The 21585-nt window shown below is 36.2% G+C and carries 16 protein-coding genes and 3 riboswitches; of the genes, 1 reads left to right on the forward strand and 15 read right to left on the reverse strand.

Annotation, left to right across the window (positions count from 1 at the left end; translation table 11 throughout):
* Nucleotides 1–16 precede the first annotated feature (16 nt).
* From PFJ30894_RS08715 to PFJ30894_RS11825, 13 genes are all read right to left on the reverse strand, one after another.
* Nucleotides 17–1408, reverse strand: coding sequence for an outer membrane protein assembly factor BamB family protein (locus PFJ30894_RS08715; protein WP_021718599.1), 1392 nt, complete (start codon nucleotides 1406–1408; stop codon nucleotides 17–19).
* The gene (locus PFJ30894_RS08720; protein WP_021718600.1) at nucleotides 1405–2277 is read right to left on the reverse strand and encodes an energy-coupling factor transporter transmembrane component T family protein; all 873 of its coding nucleotides are present in this window, start codon (nucleotides 2275–2277) and stop codon (nucleotides 1405–1407) included. Before PFJ30894_RS08720 ends, PFJ30894_RS08715 begins: the two co-directional genes overlap by 4 nt.
* Entirely contained in the window at nucleotides 2246–3898 is a 1653-nt protein-coding gene (locus PFJ30894_RS08725; protein ID WP_113078135.1) for an ABC transporter ATP-binding protein, read from the reverse strand. Before PFJ30894_RS08725 ends, PFJ30894_RS08720 begins: the two co-directional genes overlap by 32 nt.
* A 1-nt stretch (nucleotide 3899) precedes the next feature.
* Nucleotides 3900–5468: a hypothetical protein gene (locus PFJ30894_RS08730; RefSeq protein ID WP_125669599.1), complete on the reverse strand. Its 1569-nt coding sequence runs from the start codon at nucleotides 5466–5468 to the stop codon at nucleotides 3900–3902.
* Nucleotides 5469–5566: 98 nt separating this feature from the next.
* Nucleotides 5567–6412: an ABC transporter ATP-binding protein gene (locus PFJ30894_RS08735; RefSeq protein WP_021718603.1), complete on the reverse strand. Its 846-nt coding sequence runs from the start codon at nucleotides 6410–6412 to the stop codon at nucleotides 5567–5569.
* Nucleotides 6413–6556: 144 nt separating this feature from the next.
* Nucleotides 6557–8509 carry a TonB-dependent receptor plug domain-containing protein gene (locus PFJ30894_RS08740; RefSeq protein WP_125669600.1) on the reverse strand — a complete coding sequence of 651 codons (1953 nt, stop codon included), beginning with the start codon at nucleotides 8507–8509 and terminating at the stop codon, nucleotides 6557–6559.
* 197 nt (nucleotides 8510–8706) lie between these two features.
* A riboswitch (cobalamin riboswitch) is annotated at nucleotides 8707–8883 on the reverse strand.
* Between the two features lie 218 nt (nucleotides 8884–9101).
* Nucleotides 9102–10952 carry a TonB-dependent receptor plug domain-containing protein gene (locus PFJ30894_RS08745; protein WP_044491935.1) on the reverse strand — a complete coding sequence of 617 codons (1851 nt, stop codon included), beginning with the start codon at nucleotides 10950–10952 and terminating at the stop codon, nucleotides 9102–9104.
* 339 nt (nucleotides 10953–11291) lie between these two features.
* A riboswitch (cobalamin riboswitch) is annotated at nucleotides 11292–11468 on the reverse strand.
* Nucleotides 11469–11587: 119 nt separating this feature from the next.
* The gene (locus PFJ30894_RS08750) at nucleotides 11588–12139 is read right to left on the reverse strand and encodes a hypothetical protein (RefSeq protein WP_021718606.1); all 552 of its coding nucleotides are present in this window, start codon (nucleotides 12137–12139) and stop codon (nucleotides 11588–11590) included.
* 19 nt (nucleotides 12140–12158) lie between these two features.
* Complete coding sequence (locus PFJ30894_RS08755) at nucleotides 12159–14111, reverse strand: VWA domain-containing protein (RefSeq protein WP_125669601.1); 1953 nt, start codon at nucleotides 14109–14111, stop codon at nucleotides 12159–12161.
* Entirely contained in the window at nucleotides 14112–15155 is a 1044-nt protein-coding gene (locus PFJ30894_RS08760) for an ATP-binding protein (RefSeq protein WP_125669602.1), read from the reverse strand.
* Nucleotides 15156–15263: 108 nt separating this feature from the next.
* Nucleotides 15264–16031, reverse strand: a complete 768-nt coding sequence (locus PFJ30894_RS08765; RefSeq protein ID WP_125669603.1) for a carbon-nitrogen hydrolase family protein — start codon at nucleotides 16029–16031, stop codon at nucleotides 15264–15266.
* A gap of 67 nt (nucleotides 16032–16098) precedes the next feature.
* Nucleotides 16099–18057 carry a TonB-dependent receptor plug domain-containing protein gene (locus PFJ30894_RS08770; RefSeq protein ID WP_125669604.1) on the reverse strand — a complete coding sequence of 653 codons (1959 nt, stop codon included), beginning with the start codon at nucleotides 18055–18057 and terminating at the stop codon, nucleotides 16099–16101.
* On the reverse strand, nucleotides 18035–18205 hold the full coding sequence (locus tag PFJ30894_RS11825) for a hypothetical protein (RefSeq protein WP_167457053.1): 171 nt from the start codon (nucleotides 18203–18205) through the stop codon (nucleotides 18035–18037). Before PFJ30894_RS11825 ends, PFJ30894_RS08770 begins: the two co-directional genes overlap by 23 nt.
* A 28-nt stretch (nucleotides 18206–18233) precedes the next feature.
* Nucleotides 18234–18407, reverse strand: a riboswitch (cobalamin riboswitch).
* A 105-nt stretch (nucleotides 18408–18512) separates the two neighbouring features.
* On the opposite strand from PFJ30894_RS11825, the gene PFJ30894_RS08775 reads away from it, so the two are divergent.
* The gene (locus PFJ30894_RS08775; RefSeq protein ID WP_113078125.1) at nucleotides 18513–19361 is read left to right on the forward strand and encodes a MerR family transcriptional regulator; all 849 of its coding nucleotides are present in this window, start codon (nucleotides 18513–18515) and stop codon (nucleotides 19359–19361) included.
* Nucleotides 19362–19376: 15 nt separating this feature from the next.
* On the opposite strand, the gene PFJ30894_RS08780 is transcribed toward PFJ30894_RS08775, so the two are convergent.
* A complete protein-coding gene (locus PFJ30894_RS08780; protein ID WP_125669605.1) occupies nucleotides 19377–20381 on the reverse strand; it encodes an ABC transporter substrate-binding protein in 1005 nt (334 codons plus the stop codon).
* 5 nt (nucleotides 20382–20386) lie between these two features.
* Nucleotides 20387–21469 (reverse strand): adenosylcobinamide amidohydrolase, encoded by a 1083-nt coding sequence (locus PFJ30894_RS08785; RefSeq protein WP_125669959.1) that lies wholly within the window; start codon nucleotides 21467–21469, stop codon nucleotides 20387–20389.
* Nucleotides 21470–21585: the final 116 nt, after the last annotated feature.

Consider the following 21585-nt stretch of genomic DNA (forward strand, 5'->3'; position numbering starts at 1 on the left):
AAATACCCCTTTGTTTTCAACGCTGCCAGATATGCAGTCTATAGGCCCCAATGATCTTACCTTCAGGAGTTACAGCAGGAGCCTCTATTCCAGCTATCTTTTTTCCATTACTACTTATTGCAACTGCTTGTAATGGTCCTTCAGTATGAAAGAAATTCAATTCTGTCCCATCGTTTAAATCAAGCACTACCGCTCCATGAGCAGCGTAATTATGAGTTCTAACATTGCGTCCAACAGCACACGCCGCCATATTATTAGAAAAATCTATCTGCTCCATTGTCCCCAAGGCTCTATATTTATATTTAAATGTTCCATCATAATTAAATACGAACATACTATTATTACTTGGATGTTCAACCGGAGTCGGTAACTGCCAGTTTTCTCTATTAAATGTATTGATCGTTGTAAAAATAACGCCAGCCTCTGCAGCAAACCCATCTCGACCAGATGCATTAATCCAAACATTATCTATTTGAGCAGGTTTAGATAACTCACGCTGCCATAAAGCTTTTCCAGCAGCATCAAAAAGCATTCCTCGTCCGTCACTGCAGGCTGCAGCCAAAAACTCTCCATCTTCAGAAAAATTAGGGCTGCCACGCATAACAGTGTTCTCGAACGGAGCAACAGGCGGTACTTCAATAGAATTAATCAGTTGACCTGTTTTTTTATCTATCAAATACATTGTATCACGGTATTTCATATCAGGTCTGATTTCATAAGCAGAAGTTGATAATACGACTTTATCGTTATTATCATTAACATCACACCAATTGATCCAACTATCAATATTTTCACTCTCTGGGAATTGCCAAAGCTGCTCACCGTTTTTATTAAAAGCAACAGCTTTACCATTATAGCCGCGCCCTCCATCTTTCGCTGTAACAAATCGATAAGCATTTGCGTAAACATTATCATCTTTATCAATACAAATATGTACGATGCTTGGATAAGAACGTTTGTCAGGTTCAACGCCAACAACCTTTTCAGCAGCAAATTTCCACAATATATCACCGCCATCAAGATCGATTGCATATAAGTTACCAGCCGGACTTTGCTCACCTACAAAAGTAATTTTTTCATCATGAGATACACACAGTGATACCAGTTTGCCAATCCCCAAAGAACGTTTCCATATCTGCTTGCCACTATTATCAAATAAAAATAATTCACCTCTATCGGTTCCAACTAACCATGCATTTTTAGAAACAATATATTCAATTAACCCTTTAGTAAAACCCATTCGATCATAATTTTCACTTGGAATATCACCTAAAAAAACACTTACTCCATCGCCCTTGTCTGTAGAAGAAAAAGCTTGCCATGGTGTTCGGTTGCCTGTTATCCAAAACATCAGACACCAGGAAATTATTAAAATGACAATTGCAATAATACTTTTTATTTTGCTCATAAATATAATTTCGTCCAATCATACACTATTCTTAAATTACCAAAATACAGACCTTGTTCAGAAAGTAAATATACGATTTTACTAAAAGTTATACCAATAGTAAAAATAATCAGTAAGCAACAGACAAATTTTTCTTTGGTGTGCCAAAACTCATCTTTCCGCGCTGTAGCCAGAAAGAACCCTCTGCTGACAACAGAAAGTGCCAAAGTCTGAGCTCTTCTAAGACAGCGTGCCAATAATGGTTTGGCAATATAAGGTAAATGCCTGATAATACTTTTGCGGCCAACTCTTGTATCAGAACGTAAACGTAAAGCGATAATAACCTCCCCTGCTTCAGCAGCCAGCACTGGCAAAAATCGTATCGCCGTCACAAGCATAAACGCTATCTGCGGAGATAGTCTCCAGGTGATAAGAGCTTTCAGCAATTGACGTGGATCGGAAGTCCAACAGACAAATAACCCTAAGGACAACATCATAGCTGACCTTAACCCCTGTACAGCTCCGTAAATAACCCCTTCGCGGTAAATATACAAACCGCCTGTTATTTGTCCTAAAACAGGCATAGTTGGTTCAATTATAACAAATAAAGGAGTCCTTGGTGTTTGCGCAAAAAACAGCGCCTGGCTAAACATAGACCCCCATAAACCCAGTAATAATAAAATTGCTAAAACCTGCCACTTATAAATAGATGTACGAGCTGACAAATGCAGTAATAACGTCGCAGTAAAAAGTAAAAACAATGTTCTGGGGTTATCAACAACTATAGCCAGTACCGCAACTAAAAACAAAATAAGCAATTTAGTTCTTCCATCCAATTTCCGTGCCCATACTGCAGCATCACAACCTTCCCATAACTGCCGTACTGACATAACGTCCAACCCCCTCTACTGTAATACATTTGGGTAATAACAACGCCTCGGAAACTTCTAATAATGGCGGAACAGTTAAACCGCCAGCTGACAGTATCCATCTATCAGATAGAATAACTTCCGGCGCTCCATTTGCAATAAGTTTACCGTTTGCCATAATAATCACTCTATCTGCAATTTCTGATGCCAACTCTATATCATGCGTACAAAAAAGAACGCAGCCGCCCATTTGAGAAAAATATGCTATGAGTTTTTTTATTTCTTCAAGACTTTGTTGATCTTGACCCGTTGTTGGTTCATCCAAAAGCAGTAGTTTGGGATTTCTTGCCAGCAAGGCTCCCAAAACTACCCTTAAACGCTGCCCTTTACTTAATGCGAGTGGAAAATCATTCGTATTATTTTCCAGTTTTAGTTTTTCAAGAAGCTCCCATACAACCTCTTTCCTAACTTTTTTATTTTTCCATGTTAATTCTTCCCAAACACTGTCAGCCAACAACATTAAGTCAGGTTCCTGACGTAAATAGCCTATTTCATATGCTCGTTCTCCAACCGTTCCACCCAACAAATCCAGTTCGCCTGACGACAGTTCTGCTAATCCACCCAACAAATTGATCAATGTGCTTTTTCCTGCACCGTTAAACCCCATCAGCGCTACAGTTTCACCTTTATAAAGCTCAAAATCTATACCTTGCAACGTATCGCTTGTAGAACCAGGATAACGATACCTTATGGCCTTGCCAGTTACGATTGCTTCACTACAAGCTTTTTTTGATCTTACGGTCAGTGCTGTTTTTTCTATTTTACATTCGCTTTTGATCAAATCAACAACTTTACTCGTTTCGTCTATCAGTTTAGACAAATGCAGAAACCGGCACAATTTAACTTTTTGCGGCTCTCTCAAACCATATTTCTCTGCAGAACCAATTTTTTGCCAGGCTAGTTCTATTGGACCATCATAAATAACTTCACCTTCAAACATCACTGCCAGACGCGGAAAATATTTTGCAAGTTCATTGACACGATGTTCAACTACAATGATAGTTATACCGTCTATACGATTTAAAGATACTAATAATTGCAAAAAATCCTCAACACCCTGTGGATTCATCTGACTTACCGGTTCGTCTAAAACCAAAAGCTTAGGTTTCGTGATGAGTACTGAAGCCAGAGCCAATCGCTGCCTTTGTCCTCCTGATAAAGTATGAATACTATTTTGTTCAAAACCGGCAAGTCCAACTCGCTCTAATACTTTTTGTACTTCAACTGAAATTATATTCTCATCAAGCCCCTGATTTTCAAGCGCAAAACCTACTTCGTCAGAAACAGTCATCGCAAAAAGCTGATCATCCGGCGATTGATAAACAGTACCAACCAATATTCCAATATCTTCAGGCGTCATCTCCGCTGTATCTTTATTATTCAGATAAATTTTCCCATCAAGTTCACCGGCGCCGGCAGTATTTAAAAGACCGCTGACAGCTTTAATGAGCGTAGACTTGCCGCAACCGCTGCAACCGGCCAAAAGCAGCATTTCGCCTTCTGTTACATGCAGAGACAAATGTTTTAATGTAGGAATTTTGCGTGTTTTATATCGGTATGAAACGTCACTTATTCTCAGCATATCATTCTCCCATAACCTGCTGCAATTTTATTCCAACCTTATAGCCAAGCCACGAACCAATACTGCTGTAGAGTAAACCGTTGATAAGCATATAAAGACCGATATACCAATCAGCATAATATAATCTGTAAAAAAACATCATTTGTTCTAAATTAATCATCGTTATAAATGCATCCGCAGTACCAATCAATATAGCAACTATAAAAACATATCCCGAGGTCAATTCTTGTTTTCTATAAAATCCACTGATATACAAAATGCTTTCCAACACAACTATATATACCATATAACTTAGTATACCAAGAGGAGTAAAGCGGCCAAACATAAGTCCTGCTAACATCCACTTCAATAAAAACATGAGTGCCACTATACCCGGCTTTCTGTAAATAACCAGTAAAGACATAACTAAAAGGTATAACAAAACCCCGTTCAATACTCCTGTAAGCAATCCGGAAAAAGGCCCTAAAAACACATGCAGCAAATCACCAAATAAAGTCGTCGGCACAACAATGCTGCCAAAAGCCACAGCCGCAAACAACGCAATAGTAATAGCGCCTTTAGCGCCAATATCAAAAATACATTTTTTTAATTGACCAATTGTTAAACAGACTAAAATAAAACAACCAAATGAAAAAGCTACAGCAAATAAACCCATACTACGTTTTTTAGCAATAGTTATGGGTACCTCCTGTATTTTTTCCTGCCCATTACCGAATACAGTCACACGTAAATTATATTCACCTTCCACAACTCTGAAATAATCTACATATAAGGGTATAATAAAAGCCTGACTTTTCTTGCCGTCTAATGATATCATCGCCGTAGACGCATCTTCTATTCCTGATTTCCCAGACCACCCATGCTCAGTTTCATTATCACTCTGACTGGCAGTACATAATCCAACAGCTGTTTCTCCAGTAGACTTATCTATCAACTCAGCTCTAAATTTCAAGATTCTTGTATCCTGCTGCGGATTACGCATCTCTAACAGCAGATGTGCTGCCGGATGATTAAAAACAGCCGCCCAATTAGTAGCACCATCCCCAGTCATTCTATTACGAAAAGATTCTAAGGCAGTGTCTTTAATATAAATAGTTCTCTCTTGGATACGATCATCTTTATTTCCCAAATTATCTACAGGCAAAGTAACAGATTGGATATACCAGTTAAATTTGGAACTGTCCAACTGTTTTTCTTGTAGGTTTATAGCATCTGCGTTTTTTTCTCCAAATTCATGAGTAAAGGTAATATTATTATTCTTTTGCCAACTCTTGCCGCTAACTTTAACAACAATGTCATGTTTTCCTTCGGTAAGTTTTTCATTAGCCCTTAAATAAAGTAAATCAAAATTCTGTCCATAATTAGCTGGTAAAGTCCAACTTCTTTTAATAATCAGCCCTTTACCTGTTTTCACTCCCTGCCAGTCATCGTCTTCATTAAAAGTCAAACCTTCCGGCAATAGAATTTCTACATTGACATCCTGAGGTTCAGGTGCATCATAGCTTTCAATATTTATATAGAATGGATTAGTTGCACTCCCCACAGTTTTATAAATATTTTTATGTTCCAAACTATAAGGATAAACGGTTTCTAAATTTATACCTTCTGCAAACGCAGTCTGCGAAAGCATAAAAACAGCTATCACAATCCAACAAAAATTCCTTTTTATCATACATATCCCTTGCAGCAAATAAGTTCCAGCAATTCTCTATCGCGCTGGTATCTGCTGCTGTCCTCTTTTGTACTTATTTCAATTATCTCATTTGTGTTGTGGCTACGAATAACTCTGACTGGAGCATGATAAGCTTTACTCAAAACAGTCTCCGTAAATACATCGTCAGGCTTTCCGTCAGCAATAACAGTACCGTCTCCCAATAAAATTATTCTACTGCAGTATTTAGCAGCCAAATTCAATTCATGAACTACCATTAAGATAGTTTTTCCCATTTCAGTTAATGATTTACTAAAGCGAAAAATCTCTTCCTGATAGACCATATCTAATCCTGTTGTAGGTTCATCTAAAAATAAAATCGGCGTTTGCTGCGCCAAAACCTTAGCCAGCAAAATCCGCTGTTTTTGCCCGCCGGAGACTTCATTTACTGGCCTCTCTGCTAATTCTCTAGTACCGGTATATTCCATACATTTTAGCGCTAATTCTTCATCGGCGATACTTTCGCCTTTCCACCACTTCATATAAGGATAACGTCCTGCAAGCACTATATCTTTACCAGTATAGCCAAACCCAACTTCTACACTTTGCTGCAAGTAAGCAACCTCACGAGCCAGTTCTTTTTCAGCAAAGCTTTCCAGATTACGACCAAAATACAAAATATCACCGCTTTGCTTTGACAGCAAACCGCGGATCGTTTTCAGCAGTGTACTTTTGCCAGCGCCATTACAACCAATAATACCTACTATCTCGCCTTTATTTATCTTGGCATTAATATTTTGCAGAACTTTTTTATTTCCATAGCCAATCGATAAATCTCTCAGTTCAATAATAGTTTCTGTCATAATAGCCTCCTGATTTTATAAAACTATTTTAAGATAAGTTTATATTAAAAGTAAATCTCTGCTATTTCCTAAATCAAATGTTATATTAAAACTTATGTCTGAAATCAAGTTATATAGGCGGCTTTCAACGCCGCCTATAATATTTTAAAATTTATAATTATAGCTCAGCAAGAAATTGAAAGGAGTAGAATAATATTCTGATCCACTATGACTTAAATTGTCTTCTCTATTAAGCAAATTATCCAGTGTCAGCGAAATAGAGTTTTGTTTATCAGCATTATAGGTAGTTGTCAGACTTGTGAGAAAATAAGGTTTTTCACTAAACGACTGCTTACTGCTAGGAGTCTCAACCCTTTGAGCTAAATAAGTACCTTGTAAACTTGTTATCCATTTATCTTTTGTATAATTAATGCCACCATTCAATTGCCATCTTCCATACTTTCTATCCCAATAGGGCTTTTTAGTTCCCTTAACCTTAGGATCACCATAATTTATGCCCCAATTATAAGTAAATCCATCTTTACCAATAATATCACAAGTTATTTCCACACCTGTATTTTTAAAATCTTCATTAGTATATTTATATTCCGTTTTACTACTATCCCAGGTTGCAGTAATATTATCTGTGATATCAATATGATAAATAGCTGCTTTCCAACTATGATTGTCACTAACCCGCTTCCATCCTAATTCATAATTAGTTCCTTTTTGCGGCTTTAAATCGGGATTAGAGACAGCACTGTCACTAGCACCATACATTTGTGAAAAAGTAGGCATAATAAATGATTGTCCAACACTAGCATACAATGAATCATTTTCTGTTAATTTATGCAAATACTGACCAGACATACTAAAATTATCATAATTCTGGTCTTTATACCCACCAGTAGTCCATGTTTCACGTGCCCCAAAAATAAATTCATTTTTTTCATCAAATTTGTAGTCATATTGCCCATAAACAGCATAAATATTTCTTGACGTTACTTGATCAGGAGATTTATGGCCATCTTTACCATAATCATCATAAAACTCATTTTGATAACTGCTTCCCAAAATCAAATTGGCTTTATTTCCAAACTCCCACTTTTTTTGTATATCAGCTCCATATGTACGATTTTTCTCATCTGTATCATACATTTTTCCAGAATAAGCACCGCTTGTTGTGTAATTAGTATATCCATCTGCCATTAATTTATTCTGGTTATAATAGAAATTCCCCTTAACACTGTCATCTTGATATGTCATCTGCATTAAATTTTGCTTTGTTACATATTCTCTATTCTGTTGCAATGCTCCGCCTTTGGGAACGCTTTTATATCCATCATCAAACCATGTATCATATTTTACATTTGTTTCAAAATAATTATATAAAAAATTCCAGTTATCATTAATTTTATAGTTCAAAAATAAATTATTTTTATGAGAACTGTTCATATCTGTATGTTTGTCACCTTTATCATGTGAACGTGAAATTGTATCAACCTTTCCCCATTTTTCCAAGTTATAACCAACGCTTAATTTATCAGCATTAACAGTAGCATTGTATTTTTGTTGACCGTAATTACCAACTCCGGCAGTTACTGAATTTTTAAAATCTTGTTTAGTTATAATATTAATAACACCGCCCATTGCTTCACTACCGTAAAGCACGGATCCCCCACCTTTTACTATCTCAACTTTCTCAATACTATCAATAGGTATAGCATCTAAAAAATATTTTCCTCTCAAATTCATAGGAGATCCATTTAGCATAATCAAAGTACCATTACTTACACCTCTAATGGCTATTTCATTAGCCATTGTCCCCATAGCACCACCACCAGGTGCAAACGTTTTATAAACCAATCCAGGCACACGCCCCAAAGCAACCTGCAAATTCTGCGCACCTGTTGCTTTTAAATCTTCACTAGTCAGGATTGTAGTTGATGCAGGTACATCAACATCTCTTTTTTCTGTCCGTGTTGCAGTTACTACCATTGGATCTAACGTAAATACTTGATTTGGTTCCTCAGCATGTACTGCAGTACCCCCCCAGATGACATTTCCAGTTACCAGTGCTATCATCAAAGCACTTATACCAATACTCTTTTCCAACATACTCTACTTCCTTTCAGAATTTTTTGTATTTATTGAAATAAAAGCATTTTCTATACCCATTCTTTAATGGCCTTATAGTATTTACTTTTATTAACAATCGGCTAATAAAAATAAAAATGCCTCCTGCTGAAAGCAAAAGGCATAAAACAGCTTAACTACAATAGAAAAACTGCTACATTACCTTACTGTCACACGCAGTAGTAACAAATAATCAGGCAGTTCTTCTGACTTAGGTTCAACGTTTATTCAAGCCTTCCCAGATATTTCCAGTGGCATAAATTTGAATTCACTCACCATTACAGCGACGGGATCGTATGGGATTTACACCCAACTTCTCTATTAAGACTAGCGTCACCTGATTTACGAAATATTTAATTTAATTAAGTATAATATAAATCTATTTATTTTTCAATATATACTATCAAATTCATATTGTGTCTTATTAGGGCAATATTTCTGTATTTATTTTCAAGAAATAAGTACTGGATTTTCTGCTGCATCGTTTTATCTACATTTTTTATATTAGTGGTTTTAAAATATTTTATTTATAGTTATAATAGGCAGCACAGTGTGCCGCCTATTAATTTTAGTTTTAGAAAGAATAATTGTAGGTTAGTGTCCAATTGAATGGTAATCCATAATTTTCATAATCGTTCACGACATCTTTTTTATCTAAAATATTATAGAAATTTAATGCTACAGAATTATTCTTATCTGCACTGTATTGTAATGTAGCATTCATTATATTTCTATTTGGAAGAGCATAATATCTATTACCACTAGAAGTAACTTCATGATAATAGCTATCATTCCTGTCTCCTAAGAAAAGATAGTTTAATCCTGCATTAAACTTATTCTTCTGATATCCAATTCCTGCCACAAATTGAAGTCTTGCATTGTCCTGTACCCATTCACCAGAATCATTTATTTCTGGATTAGAATAGGTAACACCAAGATTATATCGCCAATTATCGCCAACTAATTTTGTATATTCAACTTCAATGCCTGTATTCCGAAAATCGCCTTTATTAATTTGTATTTCAGCCTTAGTATTCGTACCTATACCTAATTCTTCTTCGCTTGCCCATCCAAATTTATTACTGATATCCATATTAAACACGGCAAGTTTTAAAGAACTCGAATTAGTTATCTTTTTCATTCCAGTTTCATACGTCCAACCTTCTTGAGGCTTTAACCCACGTGATTTTTTCAAGTTGTGTGCATCTTTATCTGTCGTATAGAATTGGCTGTTCATTGCAGGCATAATAAATGATTTACCTATATTTGTATACCAAGTCAAATTTTCATTAAATTTATATAATGTTTGTAATTGTGGCAAAAATACATTTTGGTCTGTATCAAAATCATTGATGGCTTCCCCACGCAATCCCAAAGTAGCACTAAATTTAGGTGCAAATTGGTGAGTATAAGACGTATAAAGTCCTAAACTTGTTCTATCAGACTTTTGAAAAGTATATTTATAATTTTGATAAAAATCACGTTTAATTGCAATACCCGCAATTAAGCTATCTTTATCTCCATTAAAAGACCAACCCTTCTGAGTATCTGATGTTATATTGAACATTTTATAAGATCCACCAGATACTGAAAATTCTTTTTCATTACTCTTTTTTTGATTTGAAGTAAACCAGCGGCTATTAAAAGAAAATACAGATTTTAATTTGTTACTTGTATCATCATAAACTAAACTAGCTGTGTCACGATTATCGTCATATTTATATGATGTTCCTAGCTTATCAGCAGCTGCTTTAGAACGAGTTATCTGAAATCTATTAAGATCTGATTTTGAATGGTTATAATTTAACGTCAAATTCTTCCCTATATTACCTGTAATAAAAATACTTTCTTTTCTGGATTTTCCTAAAGTATTATAATTATTTTTTTTGCTTCCTGATGAGCTTGCATATTCTCCATAAGGAAATTTACGGGTTTGAGGATTAACTTCATCATAATAATCTTTATCATAATAAACTGAAAAATATTCATTTTGATGGCCAACTGACCATTTATCTGTATAATTACCAATAGTTCCGGATATTGTTGTTTTTGCAGAACCAGAAGCTTTTTTTGTTATTATATTAATTACCCCACCCATAGCTTCGGCCCCATACAAAGTTGCATTAGAGCCACGAACAATTTCTATTTTCTCTATGCTGTCCAGTGGAATATTGGATATCGCATTATAATTTAACAAATTCATCGGAGCACCATTTACTAATACCAATGTGCCTTTATCCAAACCACGAATTTTTGTTCTACTAGCTGAGCCACCATATTCTTGCCCATTAGGACCATATGACATTCCATTAAACCCAATTTGTTGGGCTAAAAGAGTATCAACATTTACTGCACCGCTCTTTTTAATTTCTTCTGAAGAAATTACTGTTACAGCAGCTGGTGTATCTAAATCACGCGTTTCCATTCTCTGCGCTGTTACTACCATAGGATCTAACGTAAATGCTTGACTTGGTTCTTCAGCATGTACTACAGTGCCCCCCCCAGATGACATTGCCAGTTACAAGCGCTACCATCAATGCACTCTTACTCGTACCTTTTTTCAACATACTCAACTTCCCTTCACAACTTTTTTATATTATTGAAATAAAGACGTTTCCTGTACCCTTTCTTTATGGCCGCACAGTACTTGGCCTTTAATTGCAATAAACAAATAAAAAATACCTCTCACCTAAGGCAAAAGGTATTAAACGACTTAATTATAAAAACAAAAGAAGCCGACACATTACCTAACTGTCTCACGCAGTAGTAAAGTAATCATCAGGCAGTTCTTCTGACTTAAGTTCATAGCTTATCCAAGCCTTCCCAGATATTTCCAGTGGCATTAGTTTGGACTCGCTCACTTTTACAGCGACGGGATCGTGTAGGAATTACACCCAACTTATCTATTAAGACATACGTCACCTGACAATAAGTATTTAGTTATGATACTAGATTATATATGAGATTAAGTATTATTTCAAGTTGATGCACCAATTATTTTTCTTATTAATTTTATATTTAGTTTTTTTGATATTTCATATCATTAATAGGATTTATATTTTAATTTTCGGATGTATTATTCACTGCTTGCAAACAAATTTCCAGCATCGCCTCTGCAAACGTTTTCTCTGGCACAGGGATAAGTTCTCCGTTATTTATTTTAGTTTCAAGCTTCGTTCCTTTGCTGCCATAAACGTCCATTTGTTTTACACCATAGGTTTTATCTGCCACATTAAATTGCATCAGCATTTCACAATACTGAACTTTTTCTTTTTTCGCCAGTTTTTCTGCATAGGTTTTATTCATTTTTTTTAGTAATTCTTTGTCTGTAAAAACAGTTTTCACAATAACATTAACTAAATCTTTGTTTACAACCCCGTTTTTTTCTTCTGGGAAATACAGTGAATCCATGTCATATGCATAAACGCCCATAGTGTTTTCTAAAACAATTGACCAACGTGCTGCTTCTATTTCCTCAGCCGTAGGCTTGGGCATCATGCTAATTTCCCAATTGATAGGTGGTGCTTCATCATTCTTTTCTGCAGCACTGGCTGAAACCGCCAATAAGCACATCATGCAAATTGTCAGCAGCATTATTAACTTTTTCATCATATTACCTCTTACCTCCTGTTTAAACATCTAAATTACGTACTATTCTTAAAATCTGTTCCTGAGATAAACTGCGAAGGCTATAATAAGTTGCTCCCATTGCTTTGGCAACAGCTTTGGCCACACCCAGTTTAATAAAATCTGTTTCAGTATCGATAACAACGGAGGTAATTTTAGCCTTCCGAATTTTTTCAGCCATTTTTAAGGCACTCTCTACCGGATCACCACTGTTTTCTTCTATGGCATTAGCTCTGCCATCAGTTACTAAAATCAGAATCGGTTCTAACTCGCTGTCTTTTTTATTCAACATTCCCAAAGTTACCAACGCAGTTGATAAACCGTCTGCTAAAGGAGTTTTGCCGCCAGTAGGCATTTCTGCCAAACACTTTTGTGCAAGATCAACGCTGCGTGTTATAGGCAGCAATAATTCAGCCTTTTGCCTGCGAAAAGCAACCATACCAACACGATCACGTTTCTGATATGCTTCCTGCAGCATATAGAAAATAGCGCCTTTTACGGCCCGCATCCGTTCACGAGCTCCCATTGACCCACTGGCATCAACTGCAAATAAAAATGTATTGCCAATACGTTTTTCGCGTAATTTTTGCCGTAAATCTTCACTCTTAATATTCAGGGCGCAACCGTTATCTTCACGCAGACGCTGAAACGGCGCCGCAGCCCTGATTGTAGCATCAAAAGCCAAATCTTCCACTTTTATTTTCGGCATTTCAGCCCTAACATAACGCCCTTGTTTAAGATCTGTTTTAGTCGTGCTGCGTTTGCCACTGCCACGCCGGACATTGCGATCTTTGCCTAAATCCAGAACCATTTTAGGAAGCTTAAAATTTTTATCAATATCTGCAATCTGTTCTTCCGGTGCTAACTGATTTTTGTCATTGTCAGGACTCTGCTCTTCTTTTTCTTTATCGTCATCCTGATTCTCATCATCGTCACTGTTATCTTCCTCATCACCATCGTCTTCATTATCATCAAGCGGTGGTAGCGCCAACGGTGACTCCTTTGAGTCTTCATCATTATCCTCGTTTTCATCTTGATTCTGCTGTTCATTCTCATCAGGCTGTTCTTCTTCCTGCTGCTCCGGATTTTCCTGTTGTTGTTCTGGTGGCTTCCGCATACGATGCGGCAGCACAAACATGGCAGCTTCTTCCACATCCTTAGGTAAAACATAATTTCTTTCCGCTAAAGCAGCTATAGCTTTAGCGGCTTCCAAAAGATAAATTTCCGCTCTATGACCGGCACAAAAAGCCTGTGCGCACATTTGTGCCGCCAGCTGCATCATGGCTTCTGATACTTCAATTTCTTCTACAATGCTCCTTGCCAAAGCAATCTTTGCCGCTAATTTTTCTGTTTCATTAAAATACCTGTTTCTGAAGCTTTGTATATCAAAGCCACAGGCAAGAGAACGTCTAATTATTTCTGTACGTATTACCACATCTTTCTCACTTTGGGCATCAACATACATACCAAACCTATCTAATATATGACCTGGCAGAACTCCTTCTTCGGGGTTCATTGTTCCAATAACAGTATACGATACAGAATGAGTAAAAGAAATGCCATCACGCTCAACCTGATTGATACCAGAAGCGTTAGCATCCAAAACTGCAGTCAGCAATTCCTGCCGCAATAAATTTGCTTCATCAATATACAAAATATTACCTGTAGCTCTGCTTAATATCCCAGGCAAAAATCTGCGTTCGCCTTTACTAACAGCATATTCAATATCGATACTACCAAAAAGCATATCTTCCGTAGCATTAAGCGGCAAATCCACTATCTTCTGTGTGCCAATAATCTCTTTAGCAGCGCGTACCAAGGTGGATTTAGCAGTCCCTTTTTCACCGCCAATCAAAAGGCCACCTGCCTTTTGATTTACTAAAGCGATCTGCAGAGCTTTTTTTAACTGCTCCTGCCCAACTACTGCCACAAAAGGATAAATAGCATTAGTCAGCATTTATAACGCTCCTTTAGCCCCAGAGGACAAAATACTTTCAACCTTATCCCAATCCAATTGTCCTTCTTCAAAAGGACGACGACGCATACGATGCGGCAATACTAATTTGGCAGCATTTTTTACGTCTTCCAGTTCCACTTCTTTGCGTCCATTAAAAGCCGCCAGTGTCAAAGCTGTTTTAATTACAGTAATATCGGCGCGATGCCCGTCAACACCAAGTTCTACAGCTAATTTAGCAACAGTTTCCAAAAGTTCCTCGTTGATATCTACCTGAGGTAACAAACTGCTGGCTTGTGTAATTTTTGCAGCCAGCTCTTCCTGATCATGCTGATAACCGGCAATAAAAGTATCGGCATCCTGCTCATAAGCCAAACGACGTTTAATTACCTCAACACGCTGCGCGGGATCATGCTCACCTGTAACAACTACTGACAAGCCAAAACGATCCAAAAGCTGCGGGCGGATATCACCCTCTTCAGGATTCATTGTACCAACCAAAACAAAACGAGCCGGATGAGAATATGAAACGCCTTCACGCTCAACTGTATTGATTCCCATTGCTGCAGCATCCAACAATACATCTACAACATGGTCATCAAGCAAATTTATTTCATCCACATACAAAATATTACGATTGGCTTGAGCTAAAATACCTGCCTCAAATTTTTTCTCGCCATGCTTAATCGCATGTTCAATATCCAAAGTACCAACAACGCGATCTTCAGTCGCGCTTACAGGCAACTCGACCACACGCATTTTTATGGTATCGGCAACTAATTTATTATCCTCAGTATATTTAGATGCACAATCTTCGCATAACAGATTGGGATCTGCCGGATCACAATGAAATTTACATCCATGTACTGCTTCCATAGCCGGCAGTAATTCGGCCAAAGCACGTACTGCTGTTGACTTGGCAGTACCTTTTTCACCTTTTATTAAAACACCGCCTAATGACGGGTTTATTACATTTAATATTAAGGACATTTTCATATCATCCTGTCCTACAATAGCTGTAAATGGGTATACTGACATTCTTTTCACTATAACTCCTCCTAAAAGCACAATAATAGTAAGAAATATCCATAAGAATTTCATTACAATTAAATTACTATATCATATTAAGCTATATACCAAGTATATAGTCAAATTTTAAATAAAAATAACTTCAAATTTTTTTGATATAACTATTCCTGTAACTTCATCCCACTCGAATAATAAAACTGCCTGTTTCCCATTATAACTAAATTTTACTTTGCCATGCTCTATAACGACGCTTTGCCCAATAGTCATATCCATCCATTCAGTTTTTCCGGTTTGATTGCAAACCAGCACTGGTAATCCTGTAACAGAGGAACATTTTTCCCATGCTCCTAACGGATTGCCACAAACTTCCGTTGGAGGCCACGCTGCTATATCAATAATTATCTGTGCGCCTTTTTTCTGCATCTTTTTAGCATGTTCACTGTACCATGCATCTGCACATACAAGCACTCCAACTTTAATATTCAAACAATCGATAGGTTTTAGTACATCTGCAGTTCTCGCCCAAGCCTCAGCACCGATACCATGAGAAATAATTTTTCTATGTCTGCCGCATATTTCTCCACTTGGTTCAAATACAATACAAGAATTAAAATTACAGTTCAATTCGCTATCGTATTCACCACACCCCAAAAACAAAAATAAACCATAGTCTTTAACTAATGATAATAAGAAACTTAATTTAGAAGACGGTTGTTTATCTACTTTTGTTTCTGGCTCTAATTTATAAAAGTAATACCCCTGCACTGCTGTTTCCGGAGTAATTACCCAATTAGCTCCTTTTTCAGCAGCAATTCGAACTGCTTTTTCCAATAGTTCTATATTTTTCTGCTCAGGACCATTGCTAAGTTCTAAATGACATAATGCTACTTTCATAAAAACTCCTTCAAATTATATATGAACCGAAGCTTATGCTCCAGTCCATATATTTGCGTTTCATTATTTAAAATGCGTATTCCATACCGATAAGGAAAGAGCGTCCTGGCATAGGAAAAGAATACTTGCCATTAGAAACACCACCCGTTTCAGCATAAGAAGCATTAGTTAAATTATATGCTTTGGCATAAATTTTATAATCTTTTTGAACTTTATATTGCAAAGAAAGATCTAAAGTCAAATACTTAGAATCTACATATTTACTTTTATCAGCACCACTAGCTCCACGTCCATATAATTCTGCATCCCATTTATCTTTATTAAAGCTTATGCCTATTTTATACTGATTAGGTGATACATTAGTATTGCGTTTAAATCCATTTCCATCCTTATTATCTTCCTCAACTTTTACATAGGTATAACTGCCATTTATTGAAAACTCATCCGTTAACTTATGTTTGACATTAAACTCCATACCACGTTTTTTCTGTTTAGCAACATTAGCAACTGTCCAATCACTTAAAAAATTATTTGGATCTAAAGCTGCCCAGTTTATTGCATCATCAAGTTCACTGTAAAATGCATTGATCCCCAATTGTATTTTATCGTTAAGTTTTGTATCATAGCCAATAGTCCAAACTTCACCAGTTTCAGGTTTTAATTTGGCATTACCTATCATCGCGCCTGACACCCCAGGGATTGATGGCGAATAATAGAATAAATCATTAGCCTGTGGCGCATTAAAAATTTGCCCCCAAGAAAGATATGCATGACTGTCTTCACTAAATTTTTTATTTACTGCTACACTTGCCGTAGTTTTATTTCCAAAAAAATTATGTTTATCATACCGAAGCCCCGCATTTAAAAGCCAAGAATCGGCAAAATCCCAGCTATCCTGTACATAAATAGCCTTATTGTTGATTTTAGCAATTTTACCGCCATATGTACCAGGATTATTTACCTCAGATTCTCGCCAATCAGCACCAACGACTACTTTATTATTTTTTGATAATTCCCAAGTTTGTTGAATTTCTACACCATCTTTAGTTTCATAATAATTGCTGTCACTATTATTATCATAAAAATTGCCACTATAATAATTTCTATATATTTGTATAAACCCAGTATTTTTTTCTCCACGTCCCCATTCAAATTTTCCTGAAATATTATTGTTCAAATCAGTACCAGATGCTCCTGGTTTAATAGTATTCCACCCACCTAAACCCGGAGCATAATAAGGTTTGCCACCATCTTTAAATGAGTGCTCAAAATATAACGTTGCTAATTTATCACCGTCAAACTCCTGATCAACTTTAATTGTCGCGCCTATAATATTATTAGAAGAATTAGGCCACTTAACATTATCCCCGGAATCAGCTTCTTTGTATTTTACATAATTTTGCTTTTGTTTGTTTATCGTTGTGATTACGCCAGTTTTACCTTTTTTCACACTTACTAAAGCACTGTAATTTTGCGAACCCCATGAGCCGGTATTTATATTTATTTTTGCATAGTTCTTATTGGCACTTTTGGTAATAATATTTATAACACCACCTACTGCATCTGAACCATATAATGATGATCCTGCACCTTTCAAAATCTCTATTTTTTCAATAAAATCAGGAGATGGCAAATTAGTTATATCAAAACCAGAACGTCCAGAAGTTCCCTTATCCTGGTTAAGTCTTCGCCCATCAACCATAATTAATACTCTATCATCACCATTTAAATAAATATGTTGATCTCCACCTAAAAATCCACTGCGTTTTACAATAACACCAGGAACATTTTCTAAAGCTTCACTTACGCTTTGATAGTTTCTTTTTTCAAACTCCTCTGATGTTATGACCGACATATTGGCAGGAGTATCAACTAATTTATTTTCCATTCTTGTAGCCGTTACAACATACTCATCCAATAAAAACTGCTGCGGTTCCTCCGCGTGTACTACCGTGCCCCCCCAGATGACACTCCCAGTTATGAGTGCTGTCATCAGTACACTTTTACCCAAACTCTTGTTCAACATGCTCAACTTCCTCTCCCAAATTTTTTATTATTTTTATAGAAGCAATCATCTGCGTCCAGTCTTTCATGGCCACGCAAATAATACCTCTAACAAAAATGCCTTTCTCTGCAAAAAGAGAAAGGCATAAAAGCACTTGGTAAAAACTCAAGTGTAACCTTCCTGTCGCTCGCAGGAATATCACTTTATTCAAACAGGCAGTTCTTCTGGCTCAGGATTCAACGCTCGTGCTGCGCCTTACCAAGATCAATCTCAGTGGCATTTGCAGCAGGCTCATCTTTACAGCGGCGGGACCGCATCGGCTTATACCGATTTCTCTATTAAGCTTACGCACCTGTTTTTATTAAATTATTAAAATTAAATTCTACTTATCTATAATTTTATATGATATAATATCTTATATAATTCTATGGTAAACTATATAGTAAGTATATTGTCAATAAATAAAGGAGTAATTTATGAGTAAATCAATAGAAGATTTTTTTACAGCCGGAGAATTAGCGACTCTTTTTAATATTCCTAAACAAACACTGCTTTACTATGACAGAATAGGGCTTTTAAGTCCTGAATTCATAGCGGAAAATGGCTATCGCCACTATTCTTTAACACAATATTTAATTTTAGAAATCATAGTAAATTTAAGAAAATTAGATATTCCTATTTCACAGATAAAAGATTATCTTAACCATAAAAGTTCAGATAAATTTAACGAATTGATACATAAAAAATCTTGTGAATGTGATGAAATAATCAATAAGCATATTAAAATTAAACATAGTCTGGCATTCGTTGATAAGCTTTTAAGCAATATTGAAAACTTAGCTTTAAATCAGATAACGCTAGAGCATCAATCTGAACAGATAATTTTTATAAGTGATTTGTCTTCTGTCGCCGTTGGTAAGAAACGTCTCGAAATAATGGCAAAACACAACCAGAAAGCTTTTAATAAGCAACATTTTAAAGAAAAAGCTGTAGGTTGGATCGTTGATCAAAAAAAATTTTTAATGGGAGAAAAAAGTTATTCACTAGCATTTTTTACAACTGTTGGTCATCCTCAAAATATTAATAAAAACCATATGATATTACCAGAAGGACTCTATTTAAATATATTTTTTAAAGGTACTTATCACAAAAATTCAAAATCTATTTCAAAAAAAATTGCCTCATTTCTCAATAGTAATGAATTGCAGCCATTAAGCAATATTTATGTTATGCCCTTAAAAAATCATTGGTTAACATCAGATCCAGATGAATACATAAATAAAATTTCATTACAAGTAACATATATAAATCAAGAGACCTTGTAAAATACAAGGTCTCTTTTATTTTTCAACTTCTGCAACAACTGAAATATGACAGTTTTCAGGCTGATCAAATAAACTGCCATACGCAGCACGAGCTACTTCCTGTACACCAAATACTATATCCTGCGAAGAATTATAAATATAACCCTCCCGCGGATAGAAAAACCGCTTTTCTTTTACTGCATTTAATGTTTTCAATGCAGGATCCTCTAAAAATTCTTTGTTATATTTTTCAATATCAAAAGTTTTGTGATCATTGTAGACAGGCATAATCAGAAGATCAGGATTAATATCAACCAACATCTCTTTTGTTAAAAGCTGTCCATTATGCAATCCGGCATCAGAAACGCCATTTATAACACCTGCATACTTACAAATATCATCAAAAGTACACCCCTTACCGCCATAAGATGTCATCAATGATATCAAAACGAGCTTCTTCCTTCGTTCAGGCTTAATATTATCCACCTTTTCTTTGATTTCTGCTAATTTATCATCCATTTTTGCAATCATAAGATTACCTTTATCTTCCTCGCCTAAAGTTTTTGCTATCAATTTCACATTCTCTTTAACATCAGCAATACTTTTAGGTCCCTTTACAACAACTACTTTAATTCCCAGTTCCCGTAAATTATCAACCATTTCGGCTTTGCCCCAATTATAAATAAATACAACATCCGGCTTTAAAGATAAAATTTCTTCAGCAGAAGGATTTTTTATTTTTCTAGTAATTCCATTCGCCTTATCTACGATATTGGAGCTTACAGGATCATCAGCCAAAGAATTAATTGCAATCAATTTCTCTTCAGGGAGTATCCCTAACACAATACTGTCTGTTCCCATTGCCAACGTCAGTATTCTTTCCGGTTTATGCTCTAATTGGATCATGGCCCCCTGATCATCAATTATTTCGTAAGCGGCTTTTTTTACATTGCCACCATTAGAGCTTCCACAGCCAGAAATAAAAAAAACTACTATAAGCAGCATCACTGCCAAAAAAGTTTTCGAAGCCATCTTTCTCATTATCTTTAGTTCCTGTGAATATTATCTGCAATAATATTCACAAACAACTCACTCCAGGCTTTCATCATAGCTTCTACCGAAACCTCATTCAGCGCGATACTTTCTGTATCATATTCTCCCGCAATGTCACTCAATAGCTTTTCTGCTGCATTCATGACCTCATCTTTATCAAGTAATCCCCATAAAAACTGGTCCAACAAATGTATATATAAAGAAGTATATGTCAGCATTACAGGTTTTTGTGCAAGCTTTTCTGCCGCTTCTAAGAAATCAGGCTTTAAGACAGCTAACTGCTGCTGGAATAAAAGCCAGATACTTTGCGTTGTTACTTGAAAACGTTTTAGGCGTCTAAACACATTGTGCTGTGTTCTAGGATTGAGTCCAGACTGTTTTGATAATGCCGCTTTAACTGCTTTAGTAACGGTTTTTCCAATAAGCTCACCCATTTTAGAATGTTTTCCGGCTCCTTCAAAATACAGCTCAGAATCCGAATTAGCAACAATTATTGTTTGGTCCGTCCCTGATCCTGTCGCAAGTCCTGTAGAATAGTTACTGCCAGCCAGCAGTTCCTGAATTGCAGCCGTCTTTGCTTCAGTACATGTAACCAATGCTCTGGCCAGCGTTCCAGGAGGCATATCTGCGTCTAGTATCAAAATAATGTTAATAGTACCCAATTTATCTGGTTTTTCCGCAGGTTTATAATAATCGGCAGGATCACCGACACGTCCTCCATTTGTTTCAATCCCGCCTGTTACTATAGCAGTAACAGTAAGTTCTTTATAATTCAAGGATTCTATAGCCACATTTTCCATATCAGCAGCAGTTCCCATTCCAGTTACAAGCTCTGGCTCTAAGCCTATACGCTTAGCTAATATCCGCATATGTTCGGTATAAGTATCAGCTAACATCTCACATGGCATCCCTGAACCAACCTTACCATCGTGGTTAAATACAGCTTTATAATTTTCATGATAACCGCCATTAAAAACCGAAGTGCTAAGTACTTTACGCGCACCCTTAAAAAACACTACGATACTTTTTTCATAACGATAAGCTGTATCGCCTGTAGACACTGTATATAATTTCATTCTAACAACTCCCGTAAAAAAAGTGTCCTCCTGCCCAGGCAGGAAGACACTAATGTTTTTTATTCCGATCATATCGGTCATTAATCTCAATCCTATCGCTCGTAGGTTATCCAGAG

Source organism: Phascolarctobacterium faecium (assembly GCF_003945365.1).
Taxonomy (GTDB): domain Bacteria; phylum Bacillota; class Negativicutes; order Acidaminococcales; family Acidaminococcaceae; genus Phascolarctobacterium; species Phascolarctobacterium faecium.